30 protein-coding genes are annotated in these 16,360 nt (G+C 38.1%); all 30 read right to left on the bottom strand.

Annotation, left to right across the window (positions count from 1 at the left end; genetic code table 11):
• Positions 1 to 35: 35 nt before the first annotated feature.
• Genes rpsD through rpsG form a run of 30 tightly spaced genes read right to left on the bottom strand, consistent with a single transcriptional unit; the run spans position 36 to position 16,357 of the window.
• On the bottom strand, positions 36 to 659 hold the full coding sequence (gene rpsD, locus ACYQ3P_RS09240; protein WP_460177608.1) for a 30S ribosomal protein S4: 624 nt from the start codon (positions 657 to 659) through the stop codon (positions 36 to 38).
• A complete protein-coding gene (rpsK, locus tag ACYQ3P_RS09235; protein WP_460177607.1) occupies positions 660 to 1,046 on the bottom strand; it encodes a 30S ribosomal protein S11 in 387 nt (128 codons plus the stop codon).
• 18 nt (positions 1,047 to 1,064) lie between these two features.
• Positions 1,065 to 1,430 (bottom strand): 30S ribosomal protein S13, encoded by a 366-nt coding sequence (gene rpsM / locus ACYQ3P_RS09230; protein ID WP_460177606.1) that lies wholly within the window; start codon positions 1,428 to 1,430, stop codon positions 1,065 to 1,067.
• 14 nt (positions 1,431 to 1,444) lie between these two features.
• Complete coding sequence (gene rpmJ / locus ACYQ3P_RS09225) at positions 1,445 to 1,558, bottom strand: 50S ribosomal protein L36 (protein ID WP_460177605.1); 114 nt, start codon at positions 1,556 to 1,558, stop codon at positions 1,445 to 1,447.
• 11 nt (positions 1,559 to 1,569) lie between these two features.
• Complete coding sequence (gene infA / locus ACYQ3P_RS09220) at positions 1,570 to 1,788, bottom strand: translation initiation factor IF-1 (protein WP_460177604.1); 219 nt, start codon at positions 1,786 to 1,788, stop codon at positions 1,570 to 1,572.
• Positions 1,789 to 1,811: 23 nt separating this feature from the next.
• Positions 1,812 to 2,561, bottom strand: a complete 750-nt coding sequence (gene map, locus ACYQ3P_RS09215; protein WP_460177603.1) for a type I methionyl aminopeptidase — start codon at positions 2,559 to 2,561, stop codon at positions 1,812 to 1,814.
• A 6-nt stretch (positions 2,562 to 2,567) separates the two neighbouring features.
• Positions 2,568 to 3,875 carry a preprotein translocase subunit SecY gene (gene secY, locus ACYQ3P_RS09210; RefSeq protein WP_460177602.1) on the bottom strand — a complete coding sequence of 436 codons (1,308 nt, stop codon included), beginning with the start codon at positions 3,873 to 3,875 and terminating at the stop codon, positions 2,568 to 2,570.
• On the bottom strand, positions 3,875 to 4,321 hold the full coding sequence (rplO, locus tag ACYQ3P_RS09205) for a 50S ribosomal protein L15 (RefSeq protein WP_460177601.1): 447 nt from the start codon (positions 4,319 to 4,321) through the stop codon (positions 3,875 to 3,877). Before rplO ends, secY begins: the two co-directional genes overlap by 1 nt.
• A complete protein-coding gene (gene rpsE, locus ACYQ3P_RS09200; RefSeq protein WP_460177600.1) occupies positions 4,318 to 4,863 on the bottom strand; it encodes a 30S ribosomal protein S5 in 546 nt (181 codons plus the stop codon). Before rpsE ends, rplO begins: the two co-directional genes overlap by 4 nt.
• An 11-nt stretch (positions 4,864 to 4,874) precedes the next feature.
• A complete protein-coding gene (gene rplR, locus ACYQ3P_RS09195; RefSeq protein WP_460177599.1) occupies positions 4,875 to 5,237 on the bottom strand; it encodes a 50S ribosomal protein L18 in 363 nt (120 codons plus the stop codon).
• 12 nt (positions 5,238 to 5,249) lie between these two features.
• Entirely contained in the window at positions 5,250 to 5,792 is a 543-nt protein-coding gene (rplF, locus tag ACYQ3P_RS09190) for a 50S ribosomal protein L6 (RefSeq protein WP_460178073.1), read from the bottom strand.
• A gap of 11 nt (positions 5,793 to 5,803) precedes the next feature.
• Positions 5,804 to 6,199, bottom strand: a complete 396-nt coding sequence (gene rpsH, locus ACYQ3P_RS09185; RefSeq protein ID WP_460177598.1) for a 30S ribosomal protein S8 — start codon at positions 6,197 to 6,199, stop codon at positions 5,804 to 5,806.
• Between the two features lie 13 nt (positions 6,200 to 6,212).
• Positions 6,213 to 6,398, bottom strand: a complete 186-nt coding sequence (locus tag ACYQ3P_RS09180) for a type Z 30S ribosomal protein S14 (protein WP_460177597.1) — start codon at positions 6,396 to 6,398, stop codon at positions 6,213 to 6,215.
• Between the two features lie 9 nt (positions 6,399 to 6,407).
• Positions 6,408 to 6,974, bottom strand: a complete 567-nt coding sequence (gene rplE / locus ACYQ3P_RS09175) for a 50S ribosomal protein L5 (RefSeq protein WP_460177596.1) — start codon at positions 6,972 to 6,974, stop codon at positions 6,408 to 6,410.
• Positions 6,974 to 7,291, bottom strand: coding sequence for a 50S ribosomal protein L24 (gene rplX / locus ACYQ3P_RS09170; RefSeq protein WP_460177595.1), 318 nt, complete (start codon positions 7,289 to 7,291; stop codon positions 6,974 to 6,976). Before rplX ends, rplE begins: the two co-directional genes overlap by 1 nt.
• 15 nt (positions 7,292 to 7,306) lie before the next feature.
• Entirely contained in the window at positions 7,307 to 7,675 is a 369-nt protein-coding gene (gene rplN / locus ACYQ3P_RS09165; protein WP_460177594.1) for a 50S ribosomal protein L14, read from the bottom strand.
• Positions 7,672 to 7,923, bottom strand: coding sequence for a 30S ribosomal protein S17 (gene rpsQ / locus ACYQ3P_RS09160; protein WP_460177593.1), 252 nt, complete (start codon positions 7,921 to 7,923; stop codon positions 7,672 to 7,674). Before rpsQ ends, rplN begins: the two co-directional genes overlap by 4 nt.
• Positions 7,924 to 7,937: 14 nt before the next feature.
• Entirely contained in the window at positions 7,938 to 8,135 is a 198-nt protein-coding gene (gene rpmC, locus ACYQ3P_RS09155) for a 50S ribosomal protein L29 (protein ID WP_460177592.1), read from the bottom strand.
• A complete protein-coding gene (rplP, locus tag ACYQ3P_RS09150) occupies positions 8,132 to 8,551 on the bottom strand; it encodes a 50S ribosomal protein L16 (RefSeq protein ID WP_460177591.1) in 420 nt (139 codons plus the stop codon). Before rplP ends, rpmC begins: the two co-directional genes overlap by 4 nt.
• 16 nt (positions 8,552 to 8,567) lie before the next feature.
• A complete protein-coding gene (rpsC, locus tag ACYQ3P_RS09145) occupies positions 8,568 to 9,218 on the bottom strand; it encodes a 30S ribosomal protein S3 (RefSeq protein WP_460177590.1) in 651 nt (216 codons plus the stop codon).
• Positions 9,219 to 9,232: 14 nt separating this feature from the next.
• A complete protein-coding gene (rplV, locus tag ACYQ3P_RS09140) occupies positions 9,233 to 9,574 on the bottom strand; it encodes a 50S ribosomal protein L22 (protein WP_460177589.1) in 342 nt (113 codons plus the stop codon).
• A 3-nt stretch (positions 9,575 to 9,577) separates the two neighbouring features.
• Entirely contained in the window at positions 9,578 to 9,865 is a 288-nt protein-coding gene (gene rpsS, locus ACYQ3P_RS09135; RefSeq protein WP_460177588.1) for a 30S ribosomal protein S19, read from the bottom strand.
• A gap of 10 nt (positions 9,866 to 9,875) precedes the next feature.
• A complete protein-coding gene (gene rplB / locus ACYQ3P_RS09130; protein ID WP_460177587.1) occupies positions 9,876 to 10,694 on the bottom strand; it encodes a 50S ribosomal protein L2 in 819 nt (272 codons plus the stop codon).
• Entirely contained in the window at positions 10,694 to 10,981 is a 288-nt protein-coding gene (gene rplW / locus ACYQ3P_RS09125; RefSeq protein ID WP_460177586.1) for a 50S ribosomal protein L23, read from the bottom strand. The genes rplB and rplW overlap by 1 nt, the downstream gene beginning before the upstream one ends.
• A complete protein-coding gene (gene rplD / locus ACYQ3P_RS09120; protein WP_460177585.1) occupies positions 10,981 to 11,616 on the bottom strand; it encodes a 50S ribosomal protein L4 in 636 nt (211 codons plus the stop codon). Before rplD ends, rplW begins: the two co-directional genes overlap by 1 nt.
• Positions 11,613 to 12,230: a 50S ribosomal protein L3 gene (gene rplC / locus ACYQ3P_RS09115; protein ID WP_460178072.1), complete on the bottom strand. Its 618-nt coding sequence runs from the start codon at positions 12,228 to 12,230 to the stop codon at positions 11,613 to 11,615. The genes rplD and rplC overlap by 4 nt, the downstream gene beginning before the upstream one ends.
• Positions 12,230 to 12,535, bottom strand: a complete 306-nt coding sequence (gene rpsJ / locus ACYQ3P_RS09110; protein WP_460177584.1) for a 30S ribosomal protein S10 — start codon at positions 12,533 to 12,535, stop codon at positions 12,230 to 12,232. Before rpsJ ends, rplC begins: the two co-directional genes overlap by 1 nt.
• 3 nt (positions 12,536 to 12,538) lie before the next feature.
• Positions 12,539 to 13,738, bottom strand: coding sequence for an elongation factor Tu (gene tuf, locus ACYQ3P_RS09105; RefSeq protein WP_460177583.1), 1,200 nt, complete (start codon positions 13,736 to 13,738; stop codon positions 12,539 to 12,541).
• 27 nt (positions 13,739 to 13,765) lie between these two features.
• The gene (gene fusA, locus ACYQ3P_RS09100) at positions 13,766 to 15,850 is read right to left on the bottom strand and encodes an elongation factor G (protein WP_460177582.1); all 2,085 of its coding nucleotides are present in this window, start codon (positions 15,848 to 15,850) and stop codon (positions 13,766 to 13,768) included.
• A 36-nt stretch (positions 15,851 to 15,886) separates the two neighbouring features.
• Positions 15,887 to 16,357 (bottom strand): 30S ribosomal protein S7, encoded by a 471-nt coding sequence (gene rpsG, locus ACYQ3P_RS09095; protein WP_460177581.1) that lies wholly within the window; start codon positions 16,355 to 16,357, stop codon positions 15,887 to 15,889.
• Positions 16,358 to 16,360 lie beyond the last annotated feature (3 nt).

The raw sequence follows: 16,360 nt of genomic DNA, 5'->3' as shown, positions 1-16,360 counted from the left end.
TCCTAATTTATGGCAATTTTATAGAAAATAAAAATTTATTTGGAGTAAAACTCAACAATTAACTGCTCCTGCACTGGAAGCTGAATCTCGTCCCTTTCTGGAATTCTTAAAAATTTAGCCTTTAATTCATCTATGTTTACTTCAACCCATGCAGGAAAACCTCTCTGTTCAGCCAATGCAAGATTTTCTTTTATAAGTTCTATATCTTTACCCTCTTTTACCTGAATAACATCTCCGGGTTTCACTAAATAAGAAGGTATATCAACTTTTTTACCATTAACCACGAAGAATCCGTGTCTAACCAGTTGTCTTGCCTGTCTGATATTAATTGCAAATCCCATTCTGTAAACCACATTATCAAGTCTTCTTTCAAGTAGTTTCAACAGATTTTCACCAGTTACACCTTTCATTTTTGTAGCTTTTTCAAAATAGTTTTTAAACTGCCTTTCCATAATGCCATACATTCTCTTTACTTTCTGTTTTTCTCTCAACTGCAATCCATAATCAGAAAGCTTGGCTCTGTTGTGTCCATGTTGTCCGGGTGCATACTTTCTTCTTTCAAAGGCACATTTTTCTGTATAGCATCTTGTTCCCTTAAGGAATAACTTACTTCCTTCTCTTCTGCAAAGTCTGCAAAGTGCTCCTGTATATCTTGCCATTTAAACCCTCCTTCTCTTTGGAGGTCTGCACCCGTTGTGGGGTACAGGAGTTACATCTTTTATGATTTGAACCTCCAAACCAGCTGCTTGTAAAGCTCTTATTGCAGTCTCTCTTCCAGAACCAGGACCTTTGATATATACATCTATTGATTTCATTCCCATATCCATCACTCTCTTTGCTACTGTTTCTGCTGCAATCTGAGCTGCGTATGGTGTTCCCTTTCTTGAGCCTTTAAATCCGCAACTTCCAGATGATGCCCATGCTACAACATTTCCATTAGGGTCTGTAATTGTAATTATTGTATTGTTAAAACTTGTTTGCACATGTGCTATTCCATGCGGAACATTTTTTTTAACTTTTTTTATTCCTTTACGTTTTTGTGCCATTAAGCTTTATCCCTCCTTCTATTTTTTCTTAGCTAATTTTCTTCTTGGACCCTTACGAGTTCTCGCATTTGTTTTTGTTCTTTGTCCTCTGACTGGTAAATTGGCAAGATGCCTTAGTCCTCTGTAACAACCAATATCTATAAGTCTCTTTATATTTATTGAGATTTCTTTTCTTAGTTCTCCCTCAACTTTATAATTCTTTTCTATTTCAGCCCTTATCTTAACTATCTCTTCATCTGTTAAGTCCTTTACCCTTTTGTTGAGATCAATTCCAGTAGTTTTCAATATTTGATTAGAGAGGCTTCTGCCAATACCAAAAATTCTTGTTAAACCTATTTCTATTCTTTCGTTCTTTGGTATGTCTACACCTGCAATTCTTGCCATATTATGCTCCTTTCCTATCCCTGTCTTTGTTTGTGCTTAGGATTTTCACAGATTACTCTTATAACTCCCTTTCTCTTAATAATCCTGCACTTAGAACAAATTTTCTTTACTGAGGCTCTTACTTTCAAATTACACCTCCTTATTTAAATCGGTAAATTATTCTTCCTTTAGTAAGATCATACGGAGATATTTCTACAAGAACCTTATCTCCCGGTAAGATTTTTATAAAATGCATCCTCATCTTACCTGAAACATAAGCAAGTATAACATGACCATTTTCAAGCCTTACCCTAAACATTGCATTAGGCAGGGCTTCTTCAATGGTCCCTTGCATTTCTATATGATCTTCTTTTGGCATAACTTGATAATATATTACTTTTTTTAAAGTTTAGTCAAGATTTGTGGTTCACCATCGGTCACTGCAATAGTATGTTCAAAGTGCGCAGACAGTGAACGGTCCTTTGTTACAGCTGTCCAACCGTCAGATAAAACCTCAACTTCAAATGTCCCAACATTAACCATTGGTTCAATAGCAAGGGTCATTCCTTTTTTTAGCTTTGGACCTGTGCCTTTTTTCCCAAAATTTGGTATTTGAGGGTCCTCATGCAGGGCTCTTCCAATACCATGTCCTACAAATGCTCTTACAATGGAGAAGCCATTTGCTTCAACATGGGTTTGAATTGCATTTGATATATCACCTACTCTATTGCCTTGCACGGCTTTTTCAATTCCTTTGTAAAGAGCTTCCTGCGTAACTTCAACTAATTTTTCAGCTAAATCAGAAACCTTGCCAATTTTAAAAGTGTAAGCACCATCGCCATAAAAACCATCAAATATAACTCCAACATCAACACCCACTATATCTCCTTCCTTTAAAAATACATTTTCAGATGGTATACCGTGAACCACTTCTTCATTTATTGAAATACAAGCACTTGCAGGATAACCTCTGTAACCTTTAAATGCCGGAATACCACCTCTCTTTACTATAATCTGCTCAATGAATTTCTCAACTTCCTTAGTTGCTAAACCCTCTTTTATAAAGGATTTTAGCTTTTCAAAGACTTCAGCAACTATCTGGCACGCCTTTCTAATCTTGTTTATTTCATCAGGACTTTTTATGACTATCACTTAAAATTAATCCTTCCTGCCTTTTATCCTAAATTTCTTAAATAGTCCATCGTATGATCTACTTATCATATGGGTCTCAATCTGGGAGACCGTATCTAATGCTACTCCAACTGTTATCAAGAGGGATGTGCCACCAAAGTAAAACGGAACTTTAAACTGAGAAATAAGAATTTCAGGAAGAATACAAACAGCACTTAAGTATAAAGCACCTATGAATGTTAGTCTTGAAAGGACTCTATAAATATACTCTGCTGTTTTCTGTCCCGGTCTTACTCCTGTTATATAACCTCCGTTCTTTTGTAAATTTTCAGCAATTTCCACTGGATTGTAAATAACAGCGGTATAAAAATATGTAAAGAATATTATTAAGCCGACATAAAAAATAATATGAAGGAAACTACCCGGTGCAAGCTGTTTTGCAAGTGCCTGAACCCATGGGACTGCAATAAATCCTGCAATTGTTGCAGGAAACATAAGCACAGAGGATGCAAAAATTGGTGGTATAACTCCTGCTGAATTAATCTTTAACGGAAGATAACTTGTATATCCACCATACATTTTTCTGCCGATAACTCTTTTGGCATACTGAATAGGGATTCTTCTCTGAGCTCTTTCTATATAAATAATTCCTGCCACTACACCCACCATTACTACTACAAGCGAAATGACAAAGAAAATTGATAATTCGCCAGTTTTTACAAGATTGTAAGTATAAAACAAAGCATTAGGCAGTCTTGCAACAATTCCTGCAAAAATTATAAGTGAAATACCATTGCCTATTCCTCTCTCAGTAATTTGCTCTCCAAGCCACATAAGAAAAGCTGTTCCTGCGGTCAGCGTAATCATAGTGACTAATCTGAAAGACCATCCCGGCTCTTGAATAAATTGTCCTCCACCCATTGTTTCAAGTCCTACGGCAATTCCAAATCCCTGAATTGCTGCGATAACAATCGTAGCATAGCGTGTGTATCTTGTGATTTTTTTTCTGCCTTCTTCACCTTCTTTAGCAAGCTTCTGCAGTGCAGGTATTACAACGGTTAATAGTTGGAATATAATTGATGCACTGATGTATGGCATTACTCCCAAAGCAAATATTGTAACCTTTGAAAGAGCTCCTCCTGTGAATATATCAAAAAAGCCCATTACAGCCCCGCCTTTTTCTATAAGGAATTTGCTTAATGCCTCACCGTCAATTCCCGGAGTAGGAATATGAGCTCCTATTCTAAAAACTGCAAGCATTGCAAGAGTAAATAAAACCCTTGCCCTTAGCTCAGGTATTTTAAAAATATTTCTAAAGGCAGTAATGAGTCCCACTATAATACCTCTACCTTACCACCTTTTGCTTCTATTTTTTGGCGGGCTGTTTTACTGAATGCGTGTGCCTTTATAGTTATTGACTTGGTTAAGTCTCCATTCCCTAAAACTTTTAATCCATCCTTGAGGTCCTTAATTATTCCCTTTTCCATAAGAATCTCAGGTGTGACAATCTCTACATTATCTATAATTTTGTTTATATCATCAAGATTTACAATGGCATATTCTTTCTTAAATGGAGCATTTGAAAAACCTCTTTTTGGAAGTCTTCTTTGAAGTGGCATCTGACCACCTTCAAATCCGGGCCCCTTTGTACCACCTGAACGAGACTTTTGTCCTTTTAGTCCTTTAGTTGCATATCTTCCATGTCCCGAACCCAATCCTCTTCCAATTCTCTTAGGTCTTTTTTTGCTTCCTTCTGCTGGCTTTAGTTCATTTATTTTCATACTACCTTTTCCTCCTCTCCAGCTACCTGATTTTCTTCGGATGCTTCTATTTCAGATGGTTTACTTCTAAGTTTTTCAACAGATGAAGGCTCTTTCAAGGAATTCAAAGCACCTATTGTTGCCTTAACTGAATTAAAAGGATTATGACTTCCTAAAACCTTTGCAACAACATCCTGAACTCCTGCTACCTCAAAAACCGCTCTTGCAGGTCCACCTGCTATTATTCCAGTTCCTTTAGGAGCAGGATTAATTACAATCTTTGTAGCACCATACTTGTATTCAACTCTGTGGGGGATTGTGGTTTCTTTCAATGGAAAACTAATTAAATTCTTCTTAGCCTTGTCTATTGCCTTTCTTATAGCATCTGGGACCTCTGCAGCCTTTCCTTTTCCTACTCCTACTATTCCAGCTTCATTTCCCACTACAACAAGAGCGCTAAATGAAAATCTTCTACCACCCTTAACAACCTTAGCAACCCTGTTGATGTAAACAACTTTATCCTTCAAATTTAGTTCATCTGCATTTATCCTTTCCCGCTTCACCTTTCCTCCTCCTAAAACTGTAATCCCTTTTCTCTCGCAGCGTCTGCAAGAGCTTTTACAATTCCGTGATATTTATATCCCGCCCTGTCAAATACTACCTTTGTAATTCCACTGTTGAGCGCCCTTTCTGCTATCAGCTCACCAACCTTCTTAGCAAACTCTATATTGCTCTTATTTCCGGGTTTTATATTTCTCATTTCTTTCTCTACAGTAGATGCTGATACGAGTGTTTTTCCTGTTGTATCATCAATAACCTGTGCATATATATGATTGAGACTTCTAAATATACAAAGCCTCGGTCTTTCGGGTGTTCCTATAACTTTTTTTCTAATTCTTTTGTGTCTTCTTTCTCTCGATTCTCTTTTATCCCGCAATTTTAAACCTCCTTATTTCTTTCCTGTCTTACCTGGTTTTAATTTTAATTCTTCGTCTGCGTATCTAATTCCTTTGCCCTTATAGGCATCAGGAGGTCTAATACCTCTTAGATTGGCAGCAACCTGTCCTAACAACTGTTTGTCTATTCCAGATAGGGTTATGGTTGTCTGTTTCTCATCAACTGTTGCTTTTATTCCATCTGGAAGAGGAAATTCAACAGGATGAGAGTATCCAACATTTATAATAAGCTTATTACCACTTAACTGAGCCCTGTATCCAACTCCCACTATAGTCATAACCTTAGTAAAGCCCTGAGTTACTCCTGTGACCATGTTTGCAATTAAACTTCTTGCAAGTCCGTGAAGAGCTCTTACCTTAGGAATATCTGACTTTCTTGTAACCAAAAGTGTATTATTGTCAATTGTTACATCAATAGCATCAGGAAGTGTATAATTTAACTGTCCCTTTGGTCCTTTTACTGTAATTTCTTTGTTTTCAATCTTTACTTCAACACCATTTGGTATTTGAATAGGCTTTCTTCCAATCCTTGACATTCTATCACCCCTTACCATACATAACATATTACTTCTCCGCCGACACCCTTTTGTCGGCACTCTTTATCAGTCATGATTCCAGAGGAGGTTGTCAAAATTGCAACTCCAAGACCACCCATAACTCTCGGAATCTCATCCTTACTTACATAGACTCTTCTTCCGGGTTTGCTTATTCTCTCTAAGTTTGAAATAACCGGATCACCCTCAGGCGTGTATTTCAGGTTAATTCTAATAATGCCTTGCTTTTTATCTTTGATAATTTTGTAAGACTTGATAAAGCCTTCTTCCTTAAGAATTTTGGCAATCTCTATTTTCATACGGGATGCTGGTATATCAACCTTTTCTGCCTTTACTTTAATAGCATTTCTTATGCGAGTAAGCATATCTGAAATAGGATCTGTCATCATAATTGTCACCCCTTTACCAGCTTGATTTTACTACGCCAGGGATTTTCCCTGAATTTGCTAAAAATCTAAAACATATTCTGCACATACCAAATTTTCTCAAGTAACCCCTTGATCGTCCGCAAACCTTACAGCGGTTTTTTACCCTGACATTGAATTTTGGTGGTAACTTAGACCTTTCTATTTTGCACTTCCTTGCCACAGCTCCTCCTTATTTTCTAAATGGCATTCCAAATTCTTCTAATAAAGCCATTCCTTCTTGGTCTGTCTTAGCTGTTGTGCATATCATAATATCAAGACCATGAATCATCTCAACTTTGTCATAATCAATCTCTGGAAATATAAATTGCTCCTTTATACCAAAAGCGTAGTTTCCTCTGCCATCAAAGGATTTTCTTGATATCCCTTTAAAATCCCTAATTCTTGGCAAAGCAAGTGATATAAGTCTGTCTAAAAATTCATACATCCTGTCTCCTCTCAGGGTCACCTTTACTCCGAGAGGTGTTCCTTTTTTCAACTTGAATGCTGCGAGTGCTCTTTTGGCTCTCGTTATTACTGGCTTTTGACCTGTTATAAGAGTAATCTGTTTCTCAGCTGCATCAAGAAGCTTTATATTTTGAACTGCCTCTCCTAATGTCACATGAACAACTATTTTCTCCAGTTTTGGAACTTGCATAATATTTTTATACTCAAACCTTTTCATTAAAGCCTGAATAATCTCATTCTTATACTTTTCCTTAAGGCGAGGAACATATTTTTCCTTAACTTCTGCTGCCATTAGTCTATAACCTCCTTACACTTCTTGCACACTCTAACCTTTTTCCCATCTTCCAATATCTTTGCACTTATACGAGTAGGCTTATCGCATTTTGGACATATAAGCATCACTTTCGCTCTGTAAATAGGGAATTCCTTTTCTATAATTCCGCCCTGAGGATATTTACGAGAGGGTTTTTGATGCTTTTTTACAATATTAACACCTTCCACAATGACCTTTTCTTCCTTAGGTATAACTTTAATTACCCTACCCTTTTTATCTTTATCTTTGCCAGATAAAACTAAAACTGTATCACCCTTTTTAATACCTAATCCCACTTTCGTCCTCCGTCTTTATATAACTTCTGGAGCAAGGGAAATAATCTTAGTAAATTCCTTCCATCTAAGTTCCCTTGCAACAGGTCCGAATATTCTCGTTCCAATAGGTTCAAGCTGATTGTTAACGATAACTACTGCATTCTCATCAAACTTTATGTAAGAACCATCAGCTCTCCTGACCCTTCTGCGAAGTCTAACAATGACAGCCTTAGCTACTGAGCCTTTTTTAATGTTGCTGTCTGGCTCAGCTTCCTTCACGCTAACTATTATTAAATCTCCTAAACTTGCATATTTTCTATTGGAGCCACCCATAACTCTAATACATTGAACTTTTTTTGCACCAGAATTATCAGCAACTGTAAGAATACTTCTTGGCTGTATCATTGTTCCTCACCCTCCTTGAAAATTCTCAATACTTTCCACCTTTTTGTTTTGCTTATGGGTCGGCTTTCAATTATTTCAACTACATCGCCTACACGGCACTTATTCTCTTCGTCGTGTGCCTTATATTTTTTACTTGTTTTAATAGTTTTCTTGTAAAGCGGATGCTGGAAAACTCTTTCAACAGATACAACCACTGTCTTATCCATTTTATCACTTATAACTGTTCCCTTTAATATTTTTTTAGGCATCTTCTCCTACCCCTTTAATTCTTTTTTCTGCTTAACTCTGTAATAATGGTCAGAATTCTTGCAATATCTTTCCGTACAGCCTTTATTCTCTTTACATTCTGCAATTCACCCTTTGAAAACTGAAATCTCAGATTGAATAACTCTTTTCTTAATTCTTTCTCTTTCTTTTTCAACTCATCTAATGATAAATTTCTCAACTCTGATGCCTTCATACAAAACTCTCCTGCCTTTTAACAAATTTTGTCTTTATGGGCAATTTATGAGACGCAAGCTCAAAAGCCTCTTTTGCAATCTCCTCAGAAACTCCAGATATTTCAAAAAGTATTCTGCCGGGCTTGACAACTGCAACCCAGAACTCAGGATTTCCTTTTCCCTTTCCCATTCTTGTTTCAGCAGGCTTTCGTGTAATTGGTTTATCTGGAAATATTCTAATCCATAACTTACATCCCTTTTTGGCATGCCTCATTATTGCAACTCTTGCTGCCTCTATCTGTCTTGATGTAATCCATGCTGGTTCTAATGCCTTTAATCCGTATTCGCCAAAGGCAACAGAGCTGCCTCTGTAGGCTATGCCTTTCATTCTGCCTTTTTGCATTTTACGGAATTTGACTTTCTTTGGAGCTAACATAACTCGTCCCTCACCTTTAATAGTTATAGTTTACATATTGACCAGGCTGAACTTCACCCTTAAATATCCATACTTTTATACCAATAATTCCATATGTAGTTTTTGCTTCGGCAAATCCATAGTCTATATCAGCCCTGAAAGTACTAAGAGGAACTCTACCTTCTCTATACCATTCTGTTCTTGCTATTTCAGCTCCTGCCAATCTTCCTGCGCAGGAAACTTTTATACCTTTAGCACCAAATCTGATTGCTGAAGAAACCGCCCTTTTCATTGCCCTACGATAGGCAACTCTTTTTTCCACTTGAAGGGCAATATTTTCAGCAACAAGCTGGGCGTCAAGTTCGGGCCTTCTTACTTCCTTTATTTCAATATCTACTTGCTTGCCTGTTAGTCCTGCAACTTCCTTTTTTAATTTATCAACTTCTGCTCCCTTTTTACCGATAATAATTCCGGGTCTGGCTGCAAAAATTATAATCCTTATCTTATCTCCAACTCTCTCAATTTCTATCCTTGATATTCCAGCATGATACAGCTTTTGCTTCAGCATCTTTCTCAGATTGAGGTCCTCTATCAGTTTGGATGAGTAATCTTTTGTAGCAAACCACCTGCTTTCCCATGTCCTAATAATGCCTAACCTATTGCCTATCGGATTTGTTTTTTGACCCAAATCAACACCCCCGTTTAATTTTCTTCAGTTCCAACATATATTGTTATATGGGAAGTCTTTTTCTTTATAATGTTTGCCCTTCCCATAGCCCTTTCCTCTATTCTCTTCATCATAGGTCCCTGATCCACGAATGCTTTAACTATCTTGAGCTCATCAATATCAAGTCTCGGATTTTTCTGTTCAGCATTTGCTATTGCTGATCTCAACACCTTTTCAATTATTCTGGCGCCTCTGTGAGGCATATATTTAAGTGCTAATAAAGCTTCACCTGCTTTTTTGCCTCTGATTATATTTATTACTTTCCTTGCTTTAGTAGGTGTGATACGAGCGTATTTTAGTATTGCCCTTGCTTCCATTTCTTACTTCCCCTTAGCCTTTTTCTTTTCTTCGGAGCCTGCATGCCCCTTGAATGTTCTTGTTGGTGCAAATTCACCTAATTTATGTCCAACCATGTTTTCTGTCACATATACCGGAATAAATTTCCTTCCATTATGGACAGCAAAGGTCAAACCTATAAATTCAGGCACAATGGTTGAACGTCTTGACCATGTTTTAATCGGCTTTTTATCTCCTGTTTCAATTGCCTTTTTCACTTTTTCCATTAGTTTTTCATCAACAAATGGACCTTTTTTTAATGATCTCGCCACTTTTTACCCCCTATTTACGGCGCTTTACAATGTATTTGTCAGTTTTCTTATTTTTTCTGGTCTTAACGCCTTCTGGTTTACCCCATGGTGAGCAAGCAGGCCTACCACCGGAAGATCTACCTTCTCCGCCTCCGAGTGGATGATCAATAGGGTTCATAGCAACACCTCTAACAGAAGGTCTTCTTCCCATATGTCTCATTCTTCCTGCTTTTCCAATGATTATATTTTCATGGTCTAAGTTGCTAACCTGACCAATTGTTGCCATACAATCAAGAAGTACAAGCCTCATTTCTCCTGAAGGAAGCTTAATTGTAGCGTATCTTCCTTCCTTTGCCATAAGCTGTGCAGCTGTTCCAGCACTTCTTACAAGTTTACCTCCACCCTTTGGTTGAAGCTCAATATTGTGAATCATTGTTCCAAGTGGTATATCTCTAAGGGGTAAAGCATTACCAACCTTTATGTCAGCGCCCGGACCACTCATTAATGTATCTCCAACTTGTAAGCCATCAGGTGCAAGTATATATCTGTATTCGCCATCAAGATATTTAAGAAGCGCTATTCTTGCTGAACGATTAGGGTCATACTCTATGCTTACAATTTTAGCTGGAATACCATATTTATCTCTTTTAAAATCAATTATTCTGTATAATTTCCTGTTGCCACCACCCTTGAGCCATGAGGTAACTCTTCCTTGATTATTTCTACCTTTTCTCTTTTTTATGCATTTTGTAAGAGGCTCATAGGGCTTATCTGTTGTAATCTCGCTAAAATCAGAATATGTAACAAATCTCCTACCGGCTGATGTTGGCTTGCATCTTCTTATTCCCATTATACACCCTCTATTAGATCTAATTTTTCCCCTGGCTTCAGGGTTATTACAGCCTTTTTAGATTTCTCTGTCTTTGTATAATGCCATCCAACTCTTTTAGTGCGAGGCTTAACATTTATCACCGCAACCTTTTCAACCTTTACCTTAAAACATTCTTCAAAGGCTTTCTTAATTTGAGTCTTATTTGCATCAGGGTGAACTTCTACAACTATCTTGTTTTCACCCTCCTTAAGATTCATAGCCTTTTCTGTAAATAATGGTCTTCTTATTACTTCAAAAATATCCATCAGGAGACTACCCCCTTCACTTTTAATAGTGCGTCAAGCCCTGAAACTGTAAATACTACTTTATCAAAAAGCGATACATGATAAGCATTTAAATCTCCTGCCCTTACAACTCCCACATAGGGGATATTCCTTGCAGACAGAAGAATGTTTTCATCCTTATCAGGCAACACAAAAAGCACTGACTTCTCAGCGAGTTCTAAATTTTTTAAAATACCAACCATGTCTTTAGTCTTTGGTTGAGTAAGCTCAATTTTATCCAACAAAATTATTTCATTGTCTTTGTATTTAAGGGTCAATGCCTTAAATAAAGCAGTATCCTTCATCTGCTTTGGCAATTTTATATAATAATCTCTGGGCTGAGGTCCAAAAACAATTCCACCCTTTCTCCACAATGGCGACCTTATGCTTCCATGCCTTGCCCTTCCTGTGTGCTTTTGTCTCCATGGCTTTCTGCCACCACCAGATACCATAGCTCTTGTTTTTGTCGCATGAGTACCCTGCCTCTGATTTGCCATATATGCTACAACAGCGCTATGAACAACAGAGTCAGATGCATCGTTATTAAAGACTATATCTGGTACTTCTTTTTTGCCAACTATGTTGTTGTTGATATCTCTGATTTCTATCTCCATCATGCCTCTACCTTCCATATCTCAAGTATTCCGTTTTCTCCTCCCGGAACAGCACCTTTTACAAGGATTATATTCTGCTCCGGAATAATTTCAACTATTTCTAAGTTTTTCACAGTAACCCTTTCATTACCCATGTGTCCAGCCATTCCCTTGCCTTTCCACACCCTTGAAGGGAAAGAGCTTGCACCTATAGAACCGGGGGCTCTGTTAAACATAGAACCGTGACTATCTGGACCTCCTGCAAATCTATGCCTTTTCATAACGCCCTGAAAACCCTTACCTTTTGAAATTCCTGAAACATGAACAATATCACCCTTTGAAAATATCTCTACTGTAACCTTATCTCCCACATTATACCCTTCCATTTTGAACTCTTTGAGAATTCTGCAAACAGGAACTCCTGCCTTCTTAAATATTCCAATCAAAGGCTTTGTAATGTTTTTCTCTTTCTTGACCTCTAAAAACCCAAGCTGGACAGCATTATAGCCATCCTTTTCTTTTGTCCTTACCTGAACAACCCAGCAAGGACCTGCTTCAATAACTGTAACAGGAATAATCCTGCCATCTTCACCAAAAATTTGTGTCATTCCGACTTTTCTTCCTATAATTCCCTTCATCATAGCTTTATCTCCACATCTACCCCTGCAGAAAGCTCTAACTTCATAAGAGCTTCTACTGTCTCGGGGGTGGGATCATGTATATCAATTAATCTTTTATGCACTCTAATTTCAAACTGCTCTCTTGATTTTTTATCTTGGTTAGTTGACCTTAAAACTGTATATCTGCTTATTTTAGTTGGTAAAGGAACAGGACCAGATATTCTGGCACCTGTCCTTTTAACAGTATCAACTATTTCCTTTACTGACTGATCAAGAACTCTATTGTCGTATGCTTTCAATTTTATTCTAATTTTTTGATTCATCTCCTACTCCACTATCTGAGTAACTACACCTGCACCTACAGTTCTTCCACCTTCTCTTATCGCAAACCTTAATCCCTCTTCCATCGCTATAGGTGCTATCAGTTCAACTGACATGTTTACATTATCTCCAGGCATTACCATCTCCACTCCTTCAGGTAACTTTATCACTCCTGTCACATCTGTTGTCCTAAAGTAAAACTGTGGCCTATACCCATTGAAAAATGGTGTGTGCCTTCCTCCCTCTTCCTTCGTCAATACGTATACCTCTGCCTTAAACTTAGTATGCGGTGTGATACTCCCCGGCTTCGCCAATACCATTCCTCTCTCTACTTCATCCTTGCCTATTCCCCTCAACAATACTCCTATGTTGTCTCCTGCCCTTCCCTCATCAAGTATCTTCCTGAACATCTCCACTCCTGTGGCTACTGTCTTCCTCGTCGGTCCTAATCCCACTATCTCTACTTCATCTCCTACCTTTATGATTCCCCTCTCTACTCTCCCTGTCACTACTGTTCCACGTCCTGATATGCTAAATACATCCTCTATCGGCATCAAAAATGGCTTGTCTATCGGCCTCTCGGGCTCTGGTATATAGCTGTCTAATGCATCAAGTAACTCCTGTATAGGCTTGTATTCCTCTGCATTCGGATCATTGCTTCCACTCTCCAATGCCTTCAATGCTGAACCCCTTATTACCGGTACCTCATCCCCAGGAAATCCATACTTGCTCAACAGCTCCCTTACTTCAAGCTCTACTAAGTCCAATAGCTCAGGGTCATCTACCATGTCTGTCTTGTTCATAAATACTACTATGTATGGCACTCCTACCTGCCTTGCAAGCAAGATATGCTCCCTCGTCTGTGGCATCGGTCCATCATTGGCTGCTACTACTAAGATTGAGCCATCCATCTGCGCCGCACCTGTTATCATGTTCTTTATGTAGTCCGCATGACCAGGACAGTCTACATGTGCATAATGCCTCTTGTCTGTCTCATATTCTACATGCGCTGTGTTGATTGTTATTCCCCTTGCCTTCTCCTCAGGTGCATTGTCTATCTGGTCATAACTCTTGAACTGCGCCATTCCCTTCAAGTTCAGATACTTGGTTATCGCTGCTGTCAATGTGGTCTTTCCATGGTCAATGTGCCCTATCGTCCCTACGTTTACATGCGGCTTCTTTCTCTCAAATTTTGCCTTTGCCATCACTTCCTCCTTATTCTCTTTAAACTTTTATTTTGCATTTCCTTTTATCTTTGAAACAATCTGATCCGCAATATTCTTTGGAACTTCATCATAGTGAGAGAACTGCATCGTGTATGTACCTCTACCCTGAGTTTTTGACCTTAAATCTGTTGCGTATCCAAACATTTCAGCCAATGGAACATATGCTCTTATGACTTGAGCCTTACCCCTTTTCTCCATTGACTGAACTTTTCCACGCCTTGAATTTAAATCACCTATTACTTCACCCATATATTCCTCAGGCACAACAACTTCAACATCCATTATTGGCTCCAATAGCACTAATCCTGCCTTTTTACAAGCATCCTTCAATGCCATTGATGCAGCAATTTTAAATGCCATCTCTGAAGAGTCAACCTCATGATATGAACCATCAAAAAGCGTTACCCTTACATCAACCAAAGGATATCCAGCAAGAACACCACCTTCCATAGCCTCTATAACTCCCTTTTCAACCGCTGGTATGAATTCCCTCGGAATTATTCCGCCAACTATTTTATTTACAAATTCAAAGCCCTTTCCTCTCTCTAAGGCTTCTACTTCTAACCAAACATGTCCATACTGACCTCTACCACCAGTTTGCCTAATAAATTTACCTTCTGCCTTTGCAGCTCCTTTAATTGTCTCCTTATAGGCAACCTGAGGCTTGCCGACATTAGCACCAACCTTAAACTCTCTTGTTAATCTATCTACAATTATTTCAAGATGAAGCTCTCCCATTCCAGAAATAAGTGTCTGACCAGTTTCTTCATTAAATGTAACCCTAAATGATGGGTCTTCTTGGGATATTTTCTGCAATGAAAGAGAAAGTTTTTCTTGATCTGCCTTTGTTTTTGGCTCAATTGCAACTGAAATAACAGGCTCTGGAAACTCTATTGCTTCAAGAATTATAGGGTTTGCCTCGTCACACAGAGTGTCTCCTGTAAGTGTATTTTTCAAACCTACAATAGCTGCTATATCACCAGCGCATATTTCTTTTATTTCTTCTCTATGATTTGCATGCATTCTGAAAATTCTTGCTACTCTCTCTTTTATATTTCTCGTAGAATTATAAACATAAGAACCTGAGCTCAATACTCCTGAATATACCCTTACATAAGTCAAGCTTCCCATGTATGGGTCAGCCATAATTTTAAAAGCCAATGCTGTCAGTGGCTCATTTTCTGAAGGCTTCCTTTCAATCTCCTCATCGGTCAATGGATTTTTACCCTTAACCGGAGGAACATCAAGTGGTGATGGCAAATAATAAACTATTGCATCTAAAAGCAACTGTATACCTTTATTCTTAAAAGCTGAGCCACATAATACAGGTGTCAGCTTCAGCTCCACAGTTCCTTTTCTCAAAGCTTTTCTTATTTCATCTACTGTTATTTCTTCTCCTGCAAGATACTTCTCCATTATCGCATCATCAACATCGCACAAAGCCTCTATCATTTTTTCTCTATATTTTTTGGCTTGCTCAATATATTCTTCAGGTATTTCAGCCTCAACAAATTTTGCACCAAGAGTTTCATCATCAAAATAATAGGCTTTCATTTCAACAAGGTCTATAGGACCTCTGAAAGTGTCCTCTTTTCCAATAGGTATCTGAACTGGAACAGGGTTAGCTCCAAGTTTTTCAATCATGCTTTCAACAGCCATTTCAAAATCTGCTCCGAGCTTATCCATCTTATTCATAAATGCAATTCTTGGGACTCTGTATTTGTCTGCCTGTCTCCAAACAGTTTCACTCTGAGGCTCAACGCCAGCTGAGGCATCAAAAACTGCTATTGCACCATCAAGAACTCTCAATGAACGCTCAACTTCAATTGTGAAATCAACATGACCGGGTGTATCTATGATGTTAATTTTGTATCCATTCCATTCACAACTTGTAGAAGCTGCTGTGATTGTGATTCCACGCTCCTGCTCCTGTGGCATCCAGTCCATTACTGCTGTGCCTTCGTGAACTTCACCAATTTTATATGTAACACCGGTGTAATAAAGAATGCGCTCAGTAGTTGTAGTTTTTCCGGCGTCAATATGAGCCATAATACCAATGTTTCTTGTCTTTTCTAATGGAAACCTACTCATCTCCTCCTCTAATTATTCTTTTAAAAATTTATATGCTTACCATCTATAATGAGCGAAGGCTCTGTTGGCTTCTGCCATCTTGTGAGTTTCTTCTCTCTTTTTGATACAAGCACCTACATTGTTGTAGGCATCCAATATTTCAGCTGCCAATCTTTCTCTCATTGTTTTTTCTTTACGCTGTCTTGAATATGTTTTAAGCCATCTTAATGCAAGGCTTAATCTTCTGTTTGGTCTTACTTCCATTGGAACTTGATAAGTAGCTCCTCCAACTCTTCTTGGCCTAACTTCAAGAATAGGTTTAATATTTTCTATTGCCTGCTTAAAAATTTTAAGTGGGTCTTGCCCTGTCTTCTCTCTAATTATTTCAAATGCTCCGTAAACAATTCTTTCGCTTGTTGACTTTTTACCATCCTGCATTATTACATTTATCAATTTAGATACGAGCTTGCTATGATATAACGGATCTGGCAAAACCTCCCTTTTTGGAATATAACCTCTTCTTGGCATCTC

The organism is Thermodesulfovibrio hydrogeniphilus (assembly GCF_054657355.1).
The sequence above is the reverse complement of the archived record's forward strand: the minus strand, read 5'-3'. Positions and strand labels throughout refer to the sequence as shown.